Here is a 21,184-nt window from a genome sequence, read left to right as displayed (position 1 = left end):
TGCCTGAGCATGGGCTCAGGCAGGTGCGCTATCGTTAATAATCTGACTCGGATGAGTATTTTCAAAAGGCAGGGAGATTTCTACAGTGGCATTGACCGATGACGTCAAGAAGGAACTTACGGCGACGACGACTACCCGTCCCAGCGCCCGTGCTGCCGAGGTTGCAGCGATTCTTCGCTTTGCAGGTCAGCTCCACACCTCCAATGGCCAGCTTGCTTATGAGATTGAATTAGAAGACCAGGCGATTGCCGATCGGCTCATCAACGCTATCCAAGATCTCTACGATATTAAGGTCTCAAGCCATATTGTTGGACCGCAAGGATCAACAAAGAAATCGCGCATTCAGTTGCGCATTGGTGCAGGTGCTAAGGAATTAACCCGCCGATTGGGTCTGGTGACACGTTCTGGCCATCCAGTGGTGGGCCTGCCACCGCAGGTGGTCTCCGGTTCGATTGCAGATAATGAAGCAGCGTGGCGCGGTGCCTTTTTGGCGGCAGGGTCGCTGACGGAACCGGGACGTTCTTCTTCCCTGGAAGTTGTGTGTCCATGCCAGGAAGCTGCACTGGCGCTTGTTGGTTGCGCGCGTCGCCTCGGCATTTCCGCTAAGACGAAAGAAACTCGTGGTGCAGATCGCGTGGTCATTCGCGATGGGGATGCCATTGGTGCACTGCTGACACGCATGGGTGCGCAAGTTACCCGCCTGCAGTGGGAAGACAAACGCCGCCGTCGGGAAGCACGCGCTTCCGAAAACCGACTGGTGAACTTCGATGATGCTAACTTGCGTCGTAGTGCTCGCGCTGCTGTGACTGCTGCGGCGCGTGTGGAACGCGCGATGGAAATCCTCGGCGATGAAGTACCTGAGCATTTGGCTGATGCTGGAACGCTGCGAGTGCAGCATCGACAAGCATCGCTCGAAGAGCTAGGCCGACTCGCTGAACCGCAGATGACCAAGGATGCTGTTGCAGGACGTATCCGCCGTTTGCTGTCGATGGCGGACCGTCGGGCGCAAGAACTAGGGATCCCTGATACTAATGAAGCAATCAACGAGCTTTCCTACGACGCTGACGAGTAGGAAAATCGGCGAATAAAGCTGAGAAATAGCAACGGTGTGCGTGTGATATCGCCACCGTTTTTCTAATTGAGACATATATCACAGTTGATGTGTGGCAATTCGGTCACAATCGGACATATACGGATTTACCTGCTGTTATCGCGCCGGCCCTTGCCCGAAATTGCGTGAATTTTAGTCTGATTGTGTTGGAATATCCGCAGAATGTGTGGGTTTGCTTTTATAAATCTGCGCAGTGTAGGGAACCTCGGTACTATCGGCAGTGTCGGAGAAACTTCCTCGATATAAATCTTTGAAGTAATTCTCCCAGGCAATAGCTTTTGTCGTACTCCGCTTCCCAACTTTTTAGGAGACAACTACCGTGACCACCCGCATTGGTATTAATGGCTTTGGCCGCATTGGCCGTAACTTGTTCCGCGCAATTGCGCAGGGTAACACCGACTTAGAAGTCGTGGCACTCAACGATCTCACTGATAACGCCACCCTGGCGAATCTTCTAAAATACGACTCCGTGTTGGGGCGCTTTGACGGGGAGATTGATTACGATGATTCGGCAATCATCGTCAATGGCAAGCGCATTGCTGTCTACGAAGAGCCGGACCCAAAGAACCTCAAGTGGGCTGACAACAACGTCGACATCGTCGTTGAGTCCACTGGCCGTTTCACCGATGGCGAAGCTGCAAAGGCACACATTGAAGCTGGCGCAAAGAAGGTCATCATCTCCGCACCTGCGAAGAATGTTGATGCGACCTTCGTCTATGGCGTGAACTCGGACACCTACGATCCGGCCAACCACAACATCATCTCGGCTGCATCCTGCACCACCAACTGCCTGGCACCAATGGCAAAGGTTCTGCACGAGAAGTTCGGTATCGAAAAGGGCCTGATGACCACCATCCACGCCTACACTGGTGACCAGCGCCTGCAGGATGCACCGCACAAGGACATGCGTCGTTCACGCGCCGCAGCGGTCAACATGGTTCCTACCTCTACCGGCGCAGCCAAGGCTGTCGCATTGGTACTGCCTGAACTCGAAGGCAAGCTGGACGGCTACGCAATGCGTGTTCCAACCATCACTGGTTCTGCGACCGACCTGACTTTCACTGCCTCCCGCGACGTTACTGCGGAAGAGATCAACGCAGCGATCAAGGAAGCAGCCACCGGCGAATTCGGTGAAACCCTCGCGTACACCGAAGACCCAATCGTCTCCACCGACATCATCTCCGATTCCCACGGCTGCATTTTTGACGCTGGTATGACCAAGGTCACTGGCGGCAATATGGTGAAGGTTCTGGGCTGGTACGACAACGAGTGGGGCTATACCTCCCAGCTGGTTCGCACCACCGCACAGGTTGCTGCAGCGCTGTAAAGCCTGCTGGTATTATTTCCATGTGCTTGAAATGAGCTATACCGACCCGCCTTAGCTGGCTGGGTCGGTATTGTTTTAGGTAAAGCTTTCACACAATTTTTCTATTGCGTGCCAATCGTGCACAGAAACAAGGAGTTGACATGGCATTTAAGTCCCTGGATGATTTGCTGGCAGAAGGCGTCGATGGGCGCCACGTGCTGGTTCGCTCTGACTTTAATGTTCCCCTCGATGACGACGGCAATATCACCGACCCGGGCCGCATCAATGCCTCCCTGCCGACTATTGAAGCTTTGGTCGAAGGCGGCGCGAAAGTAATCCTCAGTGCTCACCTGGGACGTCCAAAGGGAGAAGTCAACGAGAAGTACTCCCTGGCACCAGTCGCAGAGGCTCTCAGCGAGGCACTGGGGCAGTTCGTTGCACTAGCTAGCGATGTCACAGGCGAAGATGCACATGAGCGCGCTAATGGCTTAAGCGAAGGCGATGTCATGCTCATTGAAAATGTGCGCTTCGATCCTCGTGAGACTTCCAAGGATGAGTCAGAGCGCGCAGAGTTTGCTGCAGAATTAGCTGCTCTGGCTGCTGACGATGGTGCATTTGTTTCCGATGGCTTTGGTGTCGTGCACCGTGCACAGGCGTCGGTTTACGATGTTGCCAAGCTGTTGCCGGCATATGCAGGCAAGCTGGTGCAGTCGGAGCTTGAGGTGCTGTCGACGGTTGCGCAGAATCCTGAGCATCCTTATGTCGTTGTGCTCGGCGGTGCGAAGGTTTCTGACAAGCTGGGCGTTATCGAAGCCCTGGCTGATAAGGCTGACAAGGTCATCATCGGTGGTGGCATGTGCTACACGATGTTGGCGGCGCAGGGCTACAACGTCCAAAAGTCTTTGCTGCAGGAAGACCAGATTGATAACTGCAAGTCCTTGCTGGAGCGCTTTGGCGATAAGCTTGTACTACCAGTTGACCTCGTTGCGGCTTCCGAGTTTGCGGCCGATGCAGACAACAAGGTCGTCGAACTAGACGGCATTCCTGAGGGCTGGATGTCGTTGGATATCGGACCAAAGTCGGTCGAGGCATTCGCTGAGGTTCTGGCTTCGTCCAAGACTGTGTTCTGGAATGGCCCAATGGGTGTATTTGAAATGGAAGCGTTTGCGCAGGGCACCGCTGGTGTTGCGCAGGCCATTATTGATGCAACCGCCAACAATGGTTCCTTTACCGTCGTCGGCGGCGGCGACTCCGCTGCATCAGTGCGCACCCTCGGTTTGGATGAAGCTGGCTTTAGCCACATCTCCACCGGTGGCGGCGCATCCTTGGAATTCCTGGAGGGCAAGACCCTGCCAGGCGTCGAGGTTCTTGAGTCCTAAATCGCGGTATTTTCCGCTACTTTTTGAAAGGATGTGTGCCAAATGGCGCGTACCCCACTTATTGCTGGCAACTGGAAGATGAATCTTAACCACAAGCAAACAATCGGTGAGCTGCAAAAGTTCGCCTTTACTTTGCCAAAGGAATACTACGAAAAGGTAGATGTTTCCTTCCTGGTGCCTTTCACCGATATCCGCACCGCCCAGACGCTTGTGGAAGGCGACAAGCTGAAATTCACCTATGGTGCCCAAGATATCTCGCAGCACGAGTCCGGCGCGTACACCGGTGAAGTATCTGGCGCAATGTTGTCTGCACTGGGTTGCACCTATGTCGTTGTTGGCCACTCCGAGCGCCGCGAGTACCACAATGAATCCGACGAACTGGTGGCTAAGAAGGCCGCCGCAGCGTTGGAAAACGGCATGTCTCCGATTGTCTGTGTTGGTGAGCCGTTGGAGATTCGCGAAGCCGGCACCCACGTCGACTATGTCGTAGAGCAGACCCGCGCGTCGCTTGCTGGACTGGATGCTGATGCTTTGGCGAAGACCGTTATTGCTTATGAACCAGTATGGGCAATTGGTACCGGCAAGGTTGCCTCAGCTGACGATGCCCAAGAGGTATGCGCAGCAATTCGTGCGTTGGTCAAGGAACTTGCTGGCGACGACGTCGCTGCCGGCATACGTATTCTGTACGGTGGCTCCGTCAAGACCGATACCATCGCGGAAATTGTATCAAAGCCAGACGTAGACGGTGGCTTGGTCGGTGGCGCTTCGCTCAGCGGTGAAGAATTCGCAAAGCTGGCGGCATCTGCTGCGAACGCTGTTTAGTGGCCTTAGGGCCGTGCTCAACGCAAGCGGATGGCAATGGTGTAATATTGCCAGAAGCGAATATCTCATATCAACATGCAAGGTAGCTAATTAATGATTTTGACTCTGCAAATCGTACTGGTCATCGCCGCGATTTTGATGACAGTGTTTGTCTTGCTGCACAAGGGCAAGGGCGGCGGCTTGTCCAGCCTTTTCGGTGGCGGCGTTCAGTCGAACCTTTCTGGTTCCACCGTGGTGGAAAAGAACCTCGACCGCTACACCGTGGTCATGGTCATCATTTGGCTTGCCTGCATCGTCGGCCTTAACCTCATTCAGGCTTACGCTTAAAGCTTTTTCCTGGAAGCACGAAGCCCCGCTCAGAGTAACTCTGAGCGGGGCTTTGGACGTTTTAGAACCGCATTTTATTTAGGCAGTTTGCCAGCGGCGTTTTCTGCGAGGAAGAGAATGGTTTCCTCCGCGCCGTGAGCACCGGCGGCTGGCCAATCCTCGGCAGGGGAGCCAGCAGCCACGTGCGCTGCGGCCTCGGCTTTTTCTTCACCCGCAACGAGCAACCAGACATGCTGCGCTTTAGCGATGGCCGGAAGCGTAAGCGTCAGGCGCTCTGATGGCGGCTTCGGACTATCGTGCACGGCGACTACAAATTCTTCCTGTTCACGCACAGCATCAGTATGCGGGAAAAGGGAATTGATATGTCCTTCGCCACCCATGCCCAGAAGATGAAGGTCGAAGCCCTCGGGTGCGTATTCGCGCAGTTCCTCTTCGTAGGCATCGGCAGCTGAGCTCATAGAAATCGCGCCTAAATCAAAGCCGTGGATGTGGCGGTTCGGGATATCGACGTGGTCAAGAAGCGCTTCGCGTGCTTGGCCCTCATTGGAGTCCGGGTCACTAACCGGAACGTTGCGCTCATCGCCAAAGAAGATGTGAATCCGTTCCCAATCAATACGCAAAGCAGGGAAATCTTCCCCTTGGTCACGTGCTGCTTGGTCTAGGCGGCGTAGTTCTTTGAGCATGCCAATGCCAGCGCCACCGCCGGTGAGTACAACTCGCGCAATACCATCGCCATGGACACCTCCATTAAGAGACTGTGCTTGTGCGACGACGTCAATGAATTTCAACGCCGCGGAAGATATGAGCTCCTCGAGGTCAGCAACGCGATTGATAGTCACCATGACTAAAGTTAATGTCCTTTCAGGTACCTGCGCCGTTTCAAAAATTGTCCGGCGCAGAAAACTAAGCGATATAAAACTAGTTAGTAGTCTACTTGGCGCAGTCCGCGCAGTGTGTGTGCGTAGGCCTTATCCGCGTCCAGGTGGCGCAATTCTTCAGACAAAATCTCTGCACTGGAGCGGGTATTGAGCGCGACCATGGACTCCGGAGAGCCCGGAACATTGACGCGGACAGAACCTGCTTCCACGGCATCAATGATGATGTCGGAAGTATCGCGGAAAAAGTGCACGCTATGAATCGTGAATTTCTCATCCGCGCTGGATTTCGCTCCTGACGCTTCAGTTACAAGCCGCTTCACGGGAACTCCTAAGCGATCATGCAACCACGCTGCTGCCAAGTCGACTGCCAAGCTGTTGCTTGGACCAGAGACCTCGACGCGCTGAACTGCCTCATGCGGCAAGCGGTCCAAAGACGAGGCGACGATACCGCGCCACTGAGTAATCTCACCCCATGCCATATCGGTATCGCCCGGGGTGTAGCCGGAAGACAGATTGCCCAGATCCTGCTTGGTGGTGGCGTGGGTGATGCGACGTTGGCCTAAAGCGCCAATCGGTGTGCGTGCAGGTTCCGGTGGCGCAGCAGTTGGCCACCAGACCACGATTGGGGTATCAGGTAGCAACAGGGGAGTAACAACCGATTCGGCGTTATCTGCCAAAGCACCGAAGAGGTGCATAACCACGATTTCAGAAGCGCCAGCTTCGCCGCCGACACGCAGCTCTGCATTAAGCAATGGCTCCGCGCGACGATTACCGCGAATAACCACGAGCACGCGCGAGGGGTGCTCATGGGAGGCATCACGAATTGAATCTAATACCGCATCGACTTCATCATCGGCGTTGACGACCACAATCAGGGTCAACACGCGAGAAGTCGTCAGGGTGTAGTGCTCTTGAGCTTCAACGAGACCGCGCGCAATTTTGCTCGTGGTCGTATTGGGCATTGGGGTGATCACAGCTATTTATCCTTCACGCTTGATGATTTACGGACGACGCCAGGTGCGGCCAGTGCGCGAGAGCATGGCATCAGCCGATTCCGGCCCCCAGGTGCCCGCAGCATAGCTTTCTGGTTGGCCATTGTTCTCCCAGTATTCCAAAATTGGGTCGAGCATGGCCCAGGAAAGCTCCACTTCTTCATTGGTCGGAAACAGCGAGGATTCATCCAACAAAGCATCCAAGATCAAACGCTCATAAGCTTCTGGCGATTCTTCCGTGAAGGCCTGCGCATAGGAAAAGTCCATGTTAACGTCGCGGACTTCCATCGTGGACCCCGGAACCTTGGAACCAAAGCGCAAGGTCACGCCTTCGTCGGGCTGCACGCGAATGACCACGGCGTTAGCACCAAGTGCCGCAGCCTGATTGCTATCAAATGGCTGGTGCGGAGCTGGCTTAAAGACCAAGGCAATCTCGGTCACGCGGCGACCGAGACGCTTGCCGGTACGCAGGTAGAAAGGTACTCCGGCCCAGCGACGTGAGTTGACCTCCAAGGTACAAGCCGCGTAGGTCTCCGTGGTGGAATTAGGGTCGAAGCCTTCTTCTTCGCGCAGGCCCTTGACGTATTCCGAGCCTTGCCAACCAGCTGCGTACTGGCCACGCGCGGTGGTCTTAGACAAGGGGTAGACAGGCGTGGTTGCCTGTAAGACCTTAATCTTTTCAGCCTGCAGCGCCGAAGGACGGAAAGAGCTAGGTTCTTCCATCGCAACAAGCGCAAGGAGCTGAATGAGGTGGTTTTGGATAACGTCACGTGCTGCGCCAATGCCGTCGTAGTAGCCGGCACGCCCGCCCAAGCCGATGTCTTCAGCCATGGTGATTTGCACGTGGTCAATGTAGTGCGCATTCCACATCGGCTCATAAATCTGGTTCGCAAAACGCAATGCCATGATGTTTTGCACAGTTTCTTTACCGAGGTAGTGGTCAATGCGGAACACCGCATCTTCGGGAAAGACCGCGTTGACGATTTCATTGAGTTCGCGCGCAGATTCTTGGTTGTGGCCAAAAGGCTTTTCGATGATCACACGACGCCATGAATCATCCGTTGGAGTAGCCATGCCGACGCGTTCGATCTGGTGACAGATATCCGAGAAGTAGTCTGGCGGTACCGACAGGTAAAACGCCCAGTTTCCACCGGTGCCACGTGATGAATCTAGCTCTTTTAAGCGTGCGGAGAGAGCATCGAAGCCCTTGTCGTCAAAGTCACCGGAGACAAATTCAAAGCCCTGCGCAAGATGAGTCCACACATTCTCACGAAACGGGGTGCGTGCTCCAGCTTCAACAGCCTGCTTTACATAGTCGCAAAAGGCTTCTTTATCCCACTGCCGGCGGCCGTAGCCGACGAGGGTAAAACCAGCTGGCAATAAACCTCGGTTGGCCAAGTCGTAAATTGCCGGCAGGAGCTTCTTGCGGGCAAGGTCACCGGTTACACCGAAGATGACCATGCCGGCTGGTCCGGCAATGCGGGGGAGGCGTTTATCTTTATCATCACGCAGGGGGTTAACCCAGTCGCTAGGGCTAGTCACAAGCAAGCAATCCTTTCAGCGAAATTGAACTCTTCCGAGTCTACTAGCTTGTGCGGATTGGTAGTTGCTTGCCACTAAAAAGATGTCGGGTGCCAGCATGCGTTTATGCATCCTGGCACCCGACAGCTTCGTATACTTCGTTAGCTCGCCATAGCGATTGACGATTAAGTAAGGCGTGGGGTTACTGATTCGAGGAGTTCATTCCACGCGTCAACGAACTTTTCTACGCCTTCGCGCTCAAGCTGCGCAAAGACATCGTCGAGATCGACACCAATTTCCGCGATATCACGCAGGACCTGTGCTGATTCCTCAGCAGTGTTGGTCAAGGTGTCACCGTGCAAGGAATCGGATTCCAAGGTGGCGTCGATGGTCTTTTCTGGCATGGTATTGACCGTGTTTGGGCCAGCGAGTTCCGATACGTACAAGGTCGGTGCGTATTCAGGGTTTTTCACGCCTGTCGATGCCCACAGCGGACGCTGCAGGTTTGTGCCCTCCGGCAAGTCGGAAGCATTTTCCAACTCGGAGAGGTACAAAGCATAAGCCTGCTGTGCATTAGCAACGCCGGCCTTGCCGCGAAGCGCAAGAGCTTCATCGGAGCCAATCTTTTCCAAACGCTTATCAATTTCTACATCCACGCGGGAGACGAAGAACGACGCCACAGAGTGGATCTTGGAGATGTCCAAGTCGTTTTCCTTCGCACGGCGAATGCCGGTCTTGAAAGCCTCGATGACTTCCTTGTAGCGCTCAAGAGAGAAAATCAAGGTGACGTTGACGGAAATACCATCAGCCAAAGCTTCGCTGATAGCGCTCATGGAGCCATCGGTCGCTGGGATCTTGATCATGACGTTGTCACGGCCAACGCGGTTCCACAATTCACGCGCCTGCGCGATGGTCGCATCAGCGTCGTCAGAGATGCGCGGATCTACCTCGATAGATACACGACCATCTTTGCCGCCGGATTTCTCGAAGGTCTCCTGGAATACATCGCAGGCATTGCGCACGTCGTCAATAGCCAGTGAGTAAACTGCCTCATCTGCCTTTGCGCGGTCTGCCTTTAGCTGTGCGAAATCTTCGTCATAAGCGGTGCCCTGGGTCATTGCTGTGGCAAAGATCGCTGGGTTGGTGGTGACACCGACGATTGATTTGGTGCTGATGAGTTCTTTGAGGTTGCCAGACTCGAGGCGGTCGCGTGACAAGTCATCAAGCCACGTGGAGGTGCCGAGTTGTGCTAGTTCATCAATGGTGGTCATATGCCTTAACTCCTAATTCTTCGCTGCGGCTAGAGATTCTTCAGCAGCGGCGACGACGTTGTCGACGGTAAAGCCATAGCGCTCGAAGAGCTCTTCAGCAGGTGCAGAAGCACCGAAGTGCTCGATAGATACTGCGCGACCTGCAAAGCCCAAGTACTTGTGCCACGACTGAGCGACGCCAGCTTCCACTGAAACGCGTGCCAGAACAGATGATGGCAGAACTTCTTCGCGGTATTGCGCAGGTTGTTCCTCAAACCATTCCTGGCATGGCATCGAGACTACTCGCGTTGCGGTGCCCGCGGATTCCAGCTGCTTTGCAGCCTCGACTGCAAGCTGAACCTCGGAACCGGTGGCGATGAGGATTACGTCTGGGGTTTCTGCAGATTCTTCTACGAGGACGTAGCCACCGCGACGAACACCTTCGGCTGCCTTTTCCTTTGTGCCTTCCAGCACTGGGATGTTTTGGCGGGTGAGGGAAAGGCCCTTTGGAGCAGCCTTGTATTCCATTGCTGCAGCCCATGCCTGCACGGTCTCATTAGCATCCGCTGGGCGGATAACAGACAGATTAGGTACTGCGCGCAATGCAGAGAGCACCTCGACTGGCTGGTGGGTCGGGCCGTCTTCGCCCAGACCGATGGAGTCGTGAGTCCACACGTAGTAGGTATCAGTCGACATCAATGCGCCCAGACGAACAGCTGGGAACTGGTACTCGGAGAAGATCAAGAAGGTGCCGCCGTAGACGCGGGTGTTGCCGTGCAGTGCGACACCGTTCATGATTGCAGCCATCGCGTGCTCACGGATACCGAAGTGTAGGTTACGGCCAGCGTGCGGATCAGCGGACCACATGTCGGTGGTGATGGACTCTGGGCCAAAGGACGGTGCACCCTTGATGACCGTGTTGTTAGAACCTGCGAGGTCAGCGGAGCCGCCCCACATCTCCGGCAACTTAGCTGCCAGGGCCTGGATAGCTGCCTCAGAAGCCTTACGGGTTGCAACACCCTTCGGGTCTGCATCCCAAGAAGGCAGGTCTTCAGCAAAACCTTCTGGCAACTCACGTGCTGCAAGACGGTCAAACAGCGCCTTATTTTCTGGGTTGGCAGCTGCCCACGCGTCGAACTTCTGCTGCCACGCGGCCTTCTTCTCTTCACCGCGATCCGCGAGCTTACGGGTGTGCGCGATAACTTCGTCGTCAATGTGGAAGTTAACAGCTGGATCGAAACCGAGGATTTCCTTGGTTGCTGCCACTTCATCATCGCCCAAGGCAGCGCCGTGGACGCCACCAGTGTTCATCTTATTTGGCGCTGGGTAACCGATGACGGTCTTGACGCGGATAAAGGATGGGCGAGAGGTCTCAGCCTTAGCGTTTTCTACAGCTTCCAGGATGGATACGACGTCTTCGCCGGATTCCACAGTCTGCACGTGCCAGCCATAAGCCTCGTAGCGCGCATTGACGTCTTCATTGAAGGCAATGTTGGTGTCGTCTTCGATGGAGATGCGGTTGTCATCCCAGAAGACAATCAAGTTGCCCAACTGCTGCGTGCCAGCCAGCGAAGAAGCTTCTGCGGTCACGCCTTCTTGCAGATCGCCATCAGATGCGATGACAAAGACGTAGTGATCGAATGGGGACTCGCCGGCTGGGGTCTCTGGGTCGAAAAGACCGCGCTCCTTGCGCGCTGCCATAGCCATACCCACAGAGGAAGCTAGGCCCTGGCCAAGTGGGCCAGTGGTAATTTCTACGCCATCAGTGTGGCCAACTTCTGGGTGACCTGGAGTTAGAGAATCCCAGGTGCGAAGAGCTTCGAGGTCTTTCATCTCCAACCCGAAACCGCCCAAGTACAACTGGATGTACTGGGTCAATGAGGAGTGACCGACTGACAAGACAAAGCGGTCACGGCCTGCCCAGTTGACGTCCTTAGGGGCGTGGTCGAGCACGTGCTGGTACAGCGTATAAGCCAGCGGTGCCAAAGACATCGCGGTGCCCGGGTGGCCAGAACCGCAGTTTTGTACCGCGTCTGCTGCTAGAACACGCACGGTATCAATCGCGCGAGTGTCAAGCTCTGACCAGTCATCGGGGTAGCGACGCTCTGTCATCGCCTGCAATTCGGGGGAGAGGTTCGAAGAAGACACGGTTTAAGTTGCCTCACCAATCTAATCGGGATTATTACTGACGCGTACAAGTCTACTGATTCCTCGCCCGGGAAGGATCGACTAGATGAAGCTATTTCGTCCTTTCCACAAAAAGTTGTAGGCTGGGATGGTTAGCTGCTGCTTAACCTACTTATACGTAGATAAAAGTTGATGGGCTTATTGTCACAACACCCCAATGTGACATTGCCTACCAATTAGGTGCGGCGGGGAACTACATTGATTTCCTGTTCGACTAGTAAAGCGTAATCGGCACTGAGGTGCCATTATTTTTTAGTACAAATACGCGCCTGAACAAGCAGATAACACATGCTCCGATCAACACTCGGCGTATCCCAATTCTGCTGCACTGCGCAAAGACAATTAATAGTTGGAGGAAAATTCCTTGGACACCATCAAGGCCTATATTGCTTTGACAAAACCTAGGATCATCGAGCTCCTCCTTGTAGCCGCCATCCCTGCCATGCTGCAGGCTCAGCGCGGTATCGAAGCCGCTGCCGATAATATTTGGCTCATCGTATCCACCATTTTCGGCGGATGGATGGGTGCTGCGGCAGCGCACACGTTCAACAACGTGGTCGAATATGAGCTTGATCAAAAAATGCAGCGCACCCGCGCGCGTCCTTTGGTTCGTGGAAAAATCAGCCGTAAGAATGCTGCGGTCTTCGCCTTCATCATGCTGGCATTGTCCGTGTTCTGGCTCGGAGTTTTGGCCAATTCGTGGTTAGCAGCATTTTTCGTCTTGCTGACTAACTTCTTCTACGTCTTCGTCTACACCAAGTGGCTGAAGATGAAAAACGAGCAGGGCATCGTGTGGGGTGGCCTTGCAGGTTGCATGCCAGCACTCGTTGGCTGGGCTGTTATTCGCGATAATGCGATTGATGGTCAGCCAGACCGCTGGTGGCAAGCAGTTGTTCTTTTCCTCATCATTTTCTTCTGGACCCCGCCACACACCTGGGCGCTGGCAATGAAGTACAAGGAAGACTACCGCCGCGCTGGTGTCCCAATGCTGCCGGTCGTTGCGAAAGAAACCGAAGTAACCCGTCAGATTGTGTGGTACACAGTCGGCACTGTGATTGTGACTTTCCTTCTGCTTCCCGCAGCATCGTGGATCTATCTGGTTGCCGCTGTAGTTTCCGGCATCGGATTCTTGTGGATGGCTATTCGCCTGCACGATGGCGTGAAAAAGGGCGCGAAGGTCAAGCCAATGCGTCTATTTATCTACTCCAATAACTACCTCTCGGTACTGTTTATCGGCCTGACCATAGACGCGATTGTCGGTTGGGAACCACTCGGCCGCATGCTGGGTTGGTCAACCGTTCTCTTCTAAGTAAGCGCCCTCGATTGAGGACATAAGTACATAAATACATAATTTAGACGTGGCCTCCACTGGGAAAACCCTGGTGGAGGCTACGTCCTTGTTGTAGATTAGTGCAGATTAGTGCCAGTTAGCGCTGATCTGTGCTGCTTGGTTGCACCCGGAGGACGATAGAGCCGGTTGTTTTGCGGTTCTGCAAGTCGGTGTGCGCTTGACGCGCATCTTTAAGGTCATAGACATCGTGAACGCGGAAGGTGAGCTTTCCTTCGTTGACCATTTGTACGACGGTAGAAGCGCGCATCTGGAACTCAGCATCAGTGGCGGTATAGGCACCAATAGAAGGGCGCGTGAGAAAGATTGAGCCGTGCTTATTAAGTACCTGTGGGTCAATCGGGTCAACAGGGCCAGACGCCGCGCCAAAGAGGCAGACGATGCCGCGTGGACGCACTACTTCGAGCGATTCCTGGAAGGTGTCTTTGCCGACGCCGTCATAGACAACATCAACGCCGCGGCCGCCATTAAAGCGACGTACTTGTTCAGCGAGACCACCCGAATAGCGGAAGACTTGATCGGCGCCGGCTTCGTAGGACAGTTGCTCTTTTTCATCGGAAGAGACCACCGTGTACACGGTGGCGCCTGCAGCCTTGGCCATCTGAGTGGCCAATAGGCCCACGCCGCCGGCCCCAGCGGTAATCAAGCAGGAGCTATTTTCGCCCAAGTCGGCTACGCCGTGGATAAGGTAATGCGCGGTGATTCCTTGCAGCAGCATGGTGCCTGCGACATTGATGTCGATGTCATCAGGAACTGCCACCATGCGGTTGCGGTCCACACATACTTGCTCTGCATAGGAGCCAAAGGCATTGTTCCAGGCAACCATGGTGCCCTCAGCGATTTCGCCTTTCGGGTCTAGTGCTACCCGGCCGACGCCTTCTAATCCAATGGTAAAAGGTGTCGCGGCATTATAAATGCCCTCCCGATAATAGGTATCGATGTAGTTAACGCCGGCAGCGACGACGTCTACTAATACCTGCTCCTGGCTTGGGGTCGGGGAGGGCACTTCGGTGTATTCCAGTACTTCTGGACCACCATGTTTTGCTACCTGGATTGCATACATATATCCAGGCTAACTGTTTTTAGCGTGAAGCGAGTGATTTTTGGCGCTTTTCGCGCTTGATATCACCCTCAGGTGAACCGGTCTCAAGACCTAAGCTGCCACCTGCTCGCACGATTCCATGAGCATAAAGCAACGCTGAATATGCGGTAACAACGGAAGACATTCCGATGTGGAATGGAATGGTCCAGCGTGGTACACCCATGTAGAACTGGAATACACCAATCGCCCACTGCACGATAATGCAGGCGATAAGAACCCAGCCCGCGCTCTTAGCGGCTTGCGGCGCTTCCTTGCGGTACAAAAGGACCTGGACGATGACAGTGAAAATAACGTAGACATACATGCAGGCAGCATGGATATAGGCCATTACCTTGGTGTCCACATCTAAGCGGCCTTCCATGCCCACGCCAGCATCGCCAGCGTGCACACCAGAGCCAGTAACCATCGTGCCGGTCATCAACACCACGCCAAGCGCTACGGCGGCGACAATCGCGAGGTAACGGATGACATCGTTAAGCGCTGGCGTGCGAGCCCCATCATCTGCTTCCTTAATGCGCGAATACAGCATGGCGGCAATCCACACCAGAACCATCGACGGAAGGAAGTGGATAGCCACAGCCCACCAACGAAGGTCCAAAAAGACGGAGATAGCGCCGAGGACGGCCTGTACAGCAATGCCCGCAAGTGATAACCACGCATAGAGTTTGAGTTCATAACGGCGCTTTGCCATGTGCATAGCGACGATGACGGCAATTGCCGCGGCAGCAACCACAAAGGTCAACAAACGGTTACCGAACTCAATGACCTGGTGAATCCACGGAGCGGCACCTGGAACAGGAACCAAGGAACCAGCGTGGCAGTTCGGCCAGGTTTCACAACCTAAGCCTGAGCCAGTAACACGCACAACAGAGCCAGTAACCGTGATGCCACCTTGGCAGATCAAAAGAATCAACGCGATGATTCTTTGCTGCTTAATCGACGGGGCAGTATCGCGGAAGAAGCTGCGAACCCGGTTGATAGGGCCGAAGTTACTGTTTGTAGGTGTGTTTTGTGTGGAAGAAGAATCAGTCATGGCGCTCACAAATACCAACGTTACCTTTGAATATGGGGGTGGCCTAAAAAATTTGGGGTGGGAAGAAGAAACTCACATTTAGCCTTCAAACCGGAACCATTTGCTTGCCGCAAACGACGCAACAACGGCCCACGCAGCCAAAGAGACGACAGGAAGGATCGGGATGGACCCTGCCAGAGCCTCAGCCAATCCACTTGCTAGTGCGACCGACGGAATGATGTTGAGCCAACCGACATCAGTGAGGCCTTGGGAGTACAGTGTCCAGCCCACGATGCCCAGCAGCACGAACCAAATGAGGTTGGCAAGCGCAAGCACCATCTCAGCACTTAAGCTGCCACCGACGGTAAGGCCCATGGCGGTAAACGTCGCAACGCCTAAGAGCAACACCACACATGCGAGCAAGATACCCGTCAGTGGCGCGCGGAAGCCGAGGAAATAAGAAGCAAGCCCCAAGATAATGACCTGGAGGCAGACCATGGCGAATACTGCGATGATTTTGCCGACGATGATGGCCCACGCCGGCGCACCGGAGGCGCCACTGCGTTTCAGAGCCCCATAGCGACGGTCAAAGGCCACAGCGATTGCTTGGCCGGTAAAACCAGCAGAGGTGGCAGCTACGGCAAAGACCATGGGAATCGCGCCATCCATGCCGCCGAGATCCTCAGCGAAGGGGAAGACGCGAAAAGCAATGAGCATGCCCAAAGGAATGATGATGCTCAATAGCTGCTGTTCGCCGTGGCGAACCATGAGCTTGGCTTCCATGATGCCCTGCGCAGTAATCATCGAGGAGACACTAGATGCTCGGGCATCAGGGGCAAAGGTGCCAGGGGCGAAAGTCGGCAAGACTTGTCCGTTCATCACGGCTTCAGATGAAGTGGTGTTGGCCATTGTGTGTACTTAGCTCCTTAAGTGCCGGCCGGTGATATCGAGGAAGACATCTTCCAAATTGCGATGCGATGTTTCTAACTGCGTGATCAGAACCTCTTGACGCTTTAATTCAGAGGCAATCTTTGCAATTGCTTCCGGTGTTGGCTCGAGGTTGATGCGATAATGCAGCGGTCGAATGGCAGCGATTGTTGACCCGACAGAATTCTCGAAGGCTTGCTCATCCACATCTTTATTGCTGGTGATGAATACTCCTGCTGAATGAGCGATCTGAGTTAGCTCGTCCGGTGCTCCCATTGCGACTTCGTGGCCGTGGTCAATGATCAGGACGTTATCGGCGAGAGCCTCAGCCTCATCCATCAAGTGCGTGGTTAGCACGACTGCGACTCCGTCACGCTTGAGTGCGCGGATTAACTCCCACACCGCGATGCGCGATTGGGTGTCTAGTCCTGCGGTGGGCTCGTCCAAAAAGACCAAGTCAGGCCGGCCGATGATAGCTAGCGCCAGCGCCAATCGTTGCTGCTGGCCACCAGAAAGACGGCGGTAGGTATTCTTCGCAACCCCGCTTAGCCCTAAGATTTCAATGAGCCAATCTGGATCGTGTGGATTGGCGCTATAGCGTGCTGCAACCTGCAGCATCTCGCGAACTTTGATGCCGGTGTAGCCACCGCCGCCTTGCAGCATGATGCCAACGCGCTCGCGGACTGCATCGGGATGGGTTGCGGGATTTAAACCTAAAACGGAGATTTCTCCCGAAGTTGGGGCAATAAACCCTTCGCACATTTCAATGGTGGTTGTCTTGCCAGCGCCATTGGCGCCCAACAGACACAGCAATTCACCCCGGTGAACACTGAAACTTAATCCGTTGACCGCACGCTTGTCTCCGTAGTCTTTGATTACGTTCTCAAGGCGCAAAACCGGCTGTCCATCAAAAGTTGTACTCACGGTCTCCTAGTCTAGGGCACGAGTTCTCATAAGGCGTAATGCGACCAACCCGAAGGTGATTAAGGTCGCTAATCCCACAGCCGCTGAAAGATAGATCTGCGCAATAGTTCCAGGCGGCAATCCCAGTCCGCGGGGCAGGACTACAAAGCTCATTACCGCAGAGTAAATCACCACGGAGTAGAGGAAGAACCAGCGATTCGCCCATGCAGCAAGTGGGAAAATTGCCCACAGAATGTACCATGGGTGCACTACAGGAAAAAGGATGACCAGAACCAAGGTAGATACCCCCAGTCCGCCAATGGGGTGCATAACCCCGCGGAAGGTCGCAAAAAGCATGCGCACCATAAATCCGGCCGCGGCCAGAATTCCGACAGCCCGGGTGACGGACAAAATGGCTTCGGTGTGATCGCCAAGGCCCAGCATCATGCCGATGAAGCCAGAAGCGACGCCGACATCGGTGGACACAGACAGCCACGAGCGAATCGTCGCGGCACCTCCTTGGCCAGTGATCCACCCCAGGCCAATACCGGAGATGACGGTAAATGCAGCGATGGTCGCAAGAAGGATGATGAGAAAATATCCGGCAGCTGCCAAAATCGCGAGCCAGGACTTCATTTCAACTCGCTGGTGTAAAAAGCGTGCCAGCGCCATGCCGGCGAAACCGAGGCCAATAAAACCGGTCACTTTGACCATGCCCGCGGCGGAGATGAGCGCACCGCCCCCGAGAATTAGAAGCCATCCGGGCCAGGCAAAAGACATCGACAAGCGAGCGCTAGTATGCAGCTTATCGATGCCGCGTAGTGCCAGTTCCATGCCGACCAACACGAAACCAAGCATGAGGGACTCATTATGAATACCGCCAATGAGGTGCAAAATGGTCAACGGGTTTAAGATACCCAGCCACAGTGCTGCCGCCGGTTGAACCCGACACCGCTTGGCCAAGGATGTAATTGCCCACCCTGCTGCAATGACACCTAGGACAGAGGTGATGCGGTGCAAAATTACTGCCGCCACGATGGAGTCATTGGTAATAACGCTGATTACTGCCGCAATCCCTAAGGCGACTGGACCATAGGGAGAGGGGGAATTAGCCCAGATAAACGGCACTGATCTAGCCAGTGCATCTCCTGCTCCGAGGAGTTGAACAGGCCCTGCCGAATAAGGATCCATGCCCTGGACCACGATGGAGCCATTAGCAATATAGGAATAAATATCTTGAGTAAAAAGCGGCGCGGTAACAAGGATGGGCAACGTCCAGCTAAAAAATATGGCCCACACTTGGGTTGGTTTAAGCAGATGCTGAGGAGACCGGGAAAACGGTCGATGAAAAAGCAGGGGAGTGCCAGCCATTGGCGCCAGCATCAGCCACGCGATAACAATGAGTCCAACCCCGATAAAGACCATGGCGCTGGAAGACACCAGCATCCGGCCCATCAATTGGCCAAAAGGTAATTCGCCATAGGGGTTGCCCACGACCGGTAAAGCGCCAGCGCCAAGACCGCCAAGTCCAATTAATAAGGCCCCAACGGTGCCAATCCAGCGGAGGATGAAGATCTTGCGGCTATCGCCCAGAGACTGGCTGCTGAGATCTGACTGTGCTTTGTCCTCCCCGTGCAACAGAGCAGAACGAGAGCCAGCTGTGCCAACGCGGGGGAGTTCCCCGCGGACTTCGTTCAACATCTCGCCGAGACGACCCAGTCTTATCCTCATGGCCTATCACTCTAATGCCCACCACCTCGGGGGTGGGTAAAGATGTGCCTTTGGCTACACATTTTGCGACAAATTCAGCCCTGTTTCTTGTGAAATGGCTGGGAGTGGCGCTATTTACGCAACACCTATGTGCGAATTCGCCACGCCGATGACCTGCATTATTAGCAATTGGGAATGAATTAAGGAACACTAGTGTTGTCTAAAGAGAGAGCAAAAGGAGGTGGGCGCAATGGCGACAGAAACACAGTTACAGGCCGAGACTCGGTCAACTGATGGCGACACGCGCCGCCAAGTCATGCTTTTGCTGCTCAAAGAAGGTCCGATCACCGCGTCCGATTTGGGCACAGAGCTTGGTCTTTCAGCCGCTGGCGTACGCCGGCATTTAGACATCCTGGTGGAAGATGGCTTGACGGAAGTTGTCAATCGCCGTCCGCAGCCCAAAAATGGGCAAGCAGCGGGGCGTGGCAGACCGGCTAAGCACTTTCGCCTCACAGATAAAGGTCGATCCCAGTTCGGCCATACATATGACGAACTTGCTTCAGAAGCACTCGATACGCTGCGCGAGATCGGTGGCTCTGAAGCTGTCAAGAAATTCGCCATTCTGCGCATGGAACGGATTCTCGCTGACATCGAACCCCTCGTGGGGGCGGATGAATCGGTCGTGGATGTAGCCCGTAAACTTGCAGCTGCACTGGACGATAATGGGTATGCAGCCACCATCAGTGAGGCTGGACAAGGTGTACAAGTTTGTCAGCACCATTGCCCAGTAGCTCGAGTGGCCGAGCAGCACCCAGAATTGTGTGAGGCGGAACAGGAAGTCTTTTCCGCCCTGTTAGGCACTCACGTACAGCCCTTAGCCTCTATTGCAGATGGCCACGGAATCTGTACAACGAATATCCCCTTGACACCAATTAATAAAAATTCAGACGAAAGGAGCAGGGCATGACCCAGGCAAAACCGGCGCCAGGTACTGAAAAGAAGATGACCGATGACGAGATCATTGAGTCCATTGGTGCTTATGAATTCGGCTGGCACGACTCTGACGTCGCGGGTGCAGCAGCACGCCGTGGCCTAAGCGAGGACGTTGTCCGCGATATTTCTTCTCAGAAGAACGAGTCCGAGTGGATGCTGGAACAGCGTCTTAAGGCTCTTCGCATGTTCGAGAAGAAGCCAATGCCAAAGTGGGGTGCTGATCTTTCCGGCATCGACTTCGACAACATTAAGTACTACGTCAAGTCCACCGAAAAGCAGGCTCAGACCTGGGAGGACCTCCCAGACGACATCAAGGAAACCTACGACAAGTTGGGTATTCCAGAAGCTGAGAAGCAGCGCCTGGTCGCAGGTGTTGCTGCGCAGTACGAGTCTGAGGTTGTCTACCACCAGATCCGCGAGGACCTGGAGGAGCAGGGCGTTATCTTCCTGGATACCGACACCGCGTTGAAGGAACACCCTGAGTTGTTCAAGGAGTACTTCGGTACTGTCATCCCAGCTGGTGACAACAAGTTCTCTGCTTTGAACTCTGCTGTGTGGTCCGGCGGATCCTTTATCTACGTTCCACCAGGAGTCCACGTAGACATTCCGCTGCAGGCTTACTTCCGCATTAACACTGAGAACATGGGTCAGTTCGAACGTACCCTGATCATCGTTGATGAGGATGCCTACGTGCACTACGTAGAAGGCTGTACTGCACCTATTTACAAGTCTGACTCCCTGCACTCTGCAGTCGTTGAGATCATCGTGAAGAAGGGTGGACGCTGCCGCTACACCACCATTCAGAACTGGTCCAACAACGTCTACAACTTGGTGACCAAGCGCACCAAGGTAGAAGAGGGCGGCACCATGGAATGGGTCGATGGCAACATCGGCTCCAAGGTCACCATGAAGTACCCAGCAGTATGGATGATGGGTCCTCACGCTAAGGGCGAGGTTCTCTCGGTAGCGTTTGCTGGCGAAGGCCAGTTCCAGGACACCGGTGCGAAGATGAAGCACCTGGCTCCATACACCTCTTCTAACATCGTCTCGAAGTCTGTTGCCCGCGCTGGTGGTCGTACCGCCTACCGTGGCCTGATTGAGGTACACCCGAACGCGCACCACTCATACTCCAACGTTGAGTGTGACGCCTTGCTGGTAGACAACATCTCCCGCTCGGACACATACCCTTATAACGACATCCGTAATGACTACGTGACCCTGGGTCACGAGGCGACGGTTTCGCAGGTTTCCGAAGAGCAGCTGTTCTACCTGATGTCTCGCGGCATCGAGGAAGAAGAAGCAATGGCGATGATCGTTCGCGGTTTCGTTGAGCCAATTGCGAAGGAACTCCCAATGGAGTACGCGCTTGAGCTCAACCGTCTGATCGAACTGCAAATGGAAGGATCCGTAGGCTAA

18 protein-coding genes are annotated in these 21,184 nt (G+C 54.5%); 8 read left to right on the top strand and 10 right to left on the bottom strand.

Translation table 11 applies throughout. From position 1 onward, the window contains the following. Positions 1-85 precede the first annotated feature (85 nt). The 5 genes from whiA to secG all read left to right on the top strand — a co-directional run bounded on the left by whiA (position 86) and on the right by secG (position 4,945). A complete protein-coding gene (gene whiA, locus C5Y44_RS11215) occupies positions 86-1,072 on the top strand; it encodes a DNA-binding protein WhiA (protein ID WP_105325012.1) in 987 nt (328 codons plus the stop codon). A gap of 358 nt (positions 1,073-1,430) precedes the next feature. After that, on the top strand, positions 1,431-2,438 hold the full coding sequence (gap, locus tag C5Y44_RS11210) for a type I glyceraldehyde-3-phosphate dehydrogenase (RefSeq protein WP_066839760.1): 1,008 nt from the start codon (positions 1,431-1,433) through the stop codon (positions 2,436-2,438). A 140-nt stretch (positions 2,439-2,578) separates the two neighbouring features. Beyond that, positions 2,579-3,796: a phosphoglycerate kinase gene (pgk, locus tag C5Y44_RS11205; RefSeq protein WP_105325011.1), complete on the top strand. Its 1,218-nt coding sequence runs from the start codon at positions 2,579-2,581 to the stop codon at positions 3,794-3,796. A 42-nt stretch (positions 3,797-3,838) separates the two neighbouring features. Continuing rightward, on the top strand, positions 3,839-4,618 hold the full coding sequence (gene tpiA / locus C5Y44_RS11200; RefSeq protein ID WP_105325010.1) for a triose-phosphate isomerase: 780 nt from the start codon (positions 3,839-3,841) through the stop codon (positions 4,616-4,618). Between the two features lie 93 nt (positions 4,619-4,711). Further along, complete coding sequence (gene secG, locus C5Y44_RS11195) at positions 4,712-4,945, top strand: preprotein translocase subunit SecG (RefSeq protein WP_105325009.1); 234 nt, start codon at positions 4,712-4,714, stop codon at positions 4,943-4,945. A 74-nt stretch (positions 4,946-5,019) separates the two neighbouring features. Here the strand turns inward: secG and pgl are convergent, their stop codons facing one another. From pgl to tkt, 5 genes are all read right to left on the bottom strand, one after another. After that, positions 5,020-5,787, bottom strand: coding sequence for a 6-phosphogluconolactonase (pgl, locus tag C5Y44_RS11190; RefSeq protein ID WP_105325008.1), 768 nt, complete (start codon positions 5,785-5,787; stop codon positions 5,020-5,022). A gap of 80 nt (positions 5,788-5,867) precedes the next feature. Next, positions 5,868-6,797, bottom strand: coding sequence for a glucose-6-phosphate dehydrogenase assembly protein OpcA (locus C5Y44_RS11185; RefSeq protein WP_105325007.1), 930 nt, complete (start codon positions 6,795-6,797; stop codon positions 5,868-5,870). Positions 6,798-6,824: 27 nt separating this feature from the next. Continuing rightward, positions 6,825-8,357: a glucose-6-phosphate dehydrogenase gene (zwf, locus tag C5Y44_RS11180; protein ID WP_105325006.1), complete on the bottom strand. Its 1,533-nt coding sequence runs from the start codon at positions 8,355-8,357 to the stop codon at positions 6,825-6,827. A 164-nt stretch (positions 8,358-8,521) separates the two neighbouring features. Beyond that, positions 8,522-9,607 (bottom strand): transaldolase, encoded by a 1,086-nt coding sequence (gene tal, locus C5Y44_RS11175; protein ID WP_105325005.1) that lies wholly within the window; start codon positions 9,605-9,607, stop codon positions 8,522-8,524. 12 nt (positions 9,608-9,619) lie between these two features. Then, positions 9,620-11,698: a transketolase gene (gene tkt / locus C5Y44_RS11170; RefSeq protein WP_199186044.1), complete on the bottom strand. Its 2,079-nt coding sequence runs from the start codon at positions 11,696-11,698 to the stop codon at positions 9,620-9,622. 439 nt (positions 11,699-12,137) lie between these two features. Between tkt and C5Y44_RS11165 the strand changes: the two genes are divergently transcribed. Then, the gene (locus tag C5Y44_RS11165; protein ID WP_105325003.1) at positions 12,138-13,082 is read left to right on the top strand and encodes a heme o synthase; all 945 of its coding nucleotides are present in this window, start codon (positions 12,138-12,140) and stop codon (positions 13,080-13,082) included. Between the two features lie 118 nt (positions 13,083-13,200). On the opposite strand, the gene C5Y44_RS11160 is transcribed toward C5Y44_RS11165, so the two are convergent. The 5 genes from C5Y44_RS11160 to mptB form a co-directional block, all read right to left on the bottom strand. Further along, entirely contained in the window at positions 13,201-14,184 is a 984-nt protein-coding gene (locus tag C5Y44_RS11160; protein ID WP_105325002.1) for a quinone oxidoreductase, read from the bottom strand. 19 nt (positions 14,185-14,203) lie between these two features. Next, entirely contained in the window at positions 14,204-15,256 is a 1,053-nt protein-coding gene (locus tag C5Y44_RS11155) for a heme A synthase (protein ID WP_105325001.1), read from the bottom strand. 78 nt (positions 15,257-15,334) lie between these two features. After that, positions 15,335-16,144 carry an ABC transporter permease gene (locus C5Y44_RS11150; RefSeq protein WP_105325000.1) on the bottom strand — a complete coding sequence of 270 codons (810 nt, stop codon included), beginning with the start codon at positions 16,142-16,144 and terminating at the stop codon, positions 15,335-15,337. A 9-nt stretch (positions 16,145-16,153) separates the two neighbouring features. Beyond that, on the bottom strand, positions 16,154-17,086 hold the full coding sequence (locus C5Y44_RS11145; RefSeq protein WP_105324999.1) for an ABC transporter ATP-binding protein: 933 nt from the start codon (positions 17,084-17,086) through the stop codon (positions 16,154-16,156). Between the two features lie 6 nt (positions 17,087-17,092). Continuing rightward, entirely contained in the window at positions 17,093-18,796 is a 1,704-nt protein-coding gene (mptB, locus tag C5Y44_RS11140) for a polyprenol phosphomannose-dependent alpha 1,6 mannosyltransferase MptB (protein WP_105324998.1), read from the bottom strand. 229 nt (positions 18,797-19,025) lie between these two features. On the opposite strand from mptB, the gene C5Y44_RS11135 reads away from it, so the two are divergent. After that, positions 19,026-19,742, top strand: a complete 717-nt coding sequence (locus C5Y44_RS11135; protein WP_105324997.1) for a metalloregulator ArsR/SmtB family transcription factor — start codon at positions 19,026-19,028, stop codon at positions 19,740-19,742. Next, positions 19,739-21,184: a Fe-S cluster assembly protein SufB gene (sufB, locus tag C5Y44_RS11130; protein ID WP_105324996.1), complete on the top strand. Its 1,446-nt coding sequence runs from the start codon at positions 19,739-19,741 to the stop codon at positions 21,182-21,184. The genes C5Y44_RS11135 and sufB overlap by 4 nt, the downstream gene beginning before the upstream one ends.

This window comes from Corynebacterium sp. J010B-136 (assembly GCF_002967075.1).
Taxonomy (GTDB): Bacteria; Actinomycetota; Actinomycetes; order Mycobacteriales; family Mycobacteriaceae; genus Corynebacterium.
Note: the sequence above shows the minus strand (reverse complement) of the source record. Positions and strands in the feature narration are given on the sequence as shown.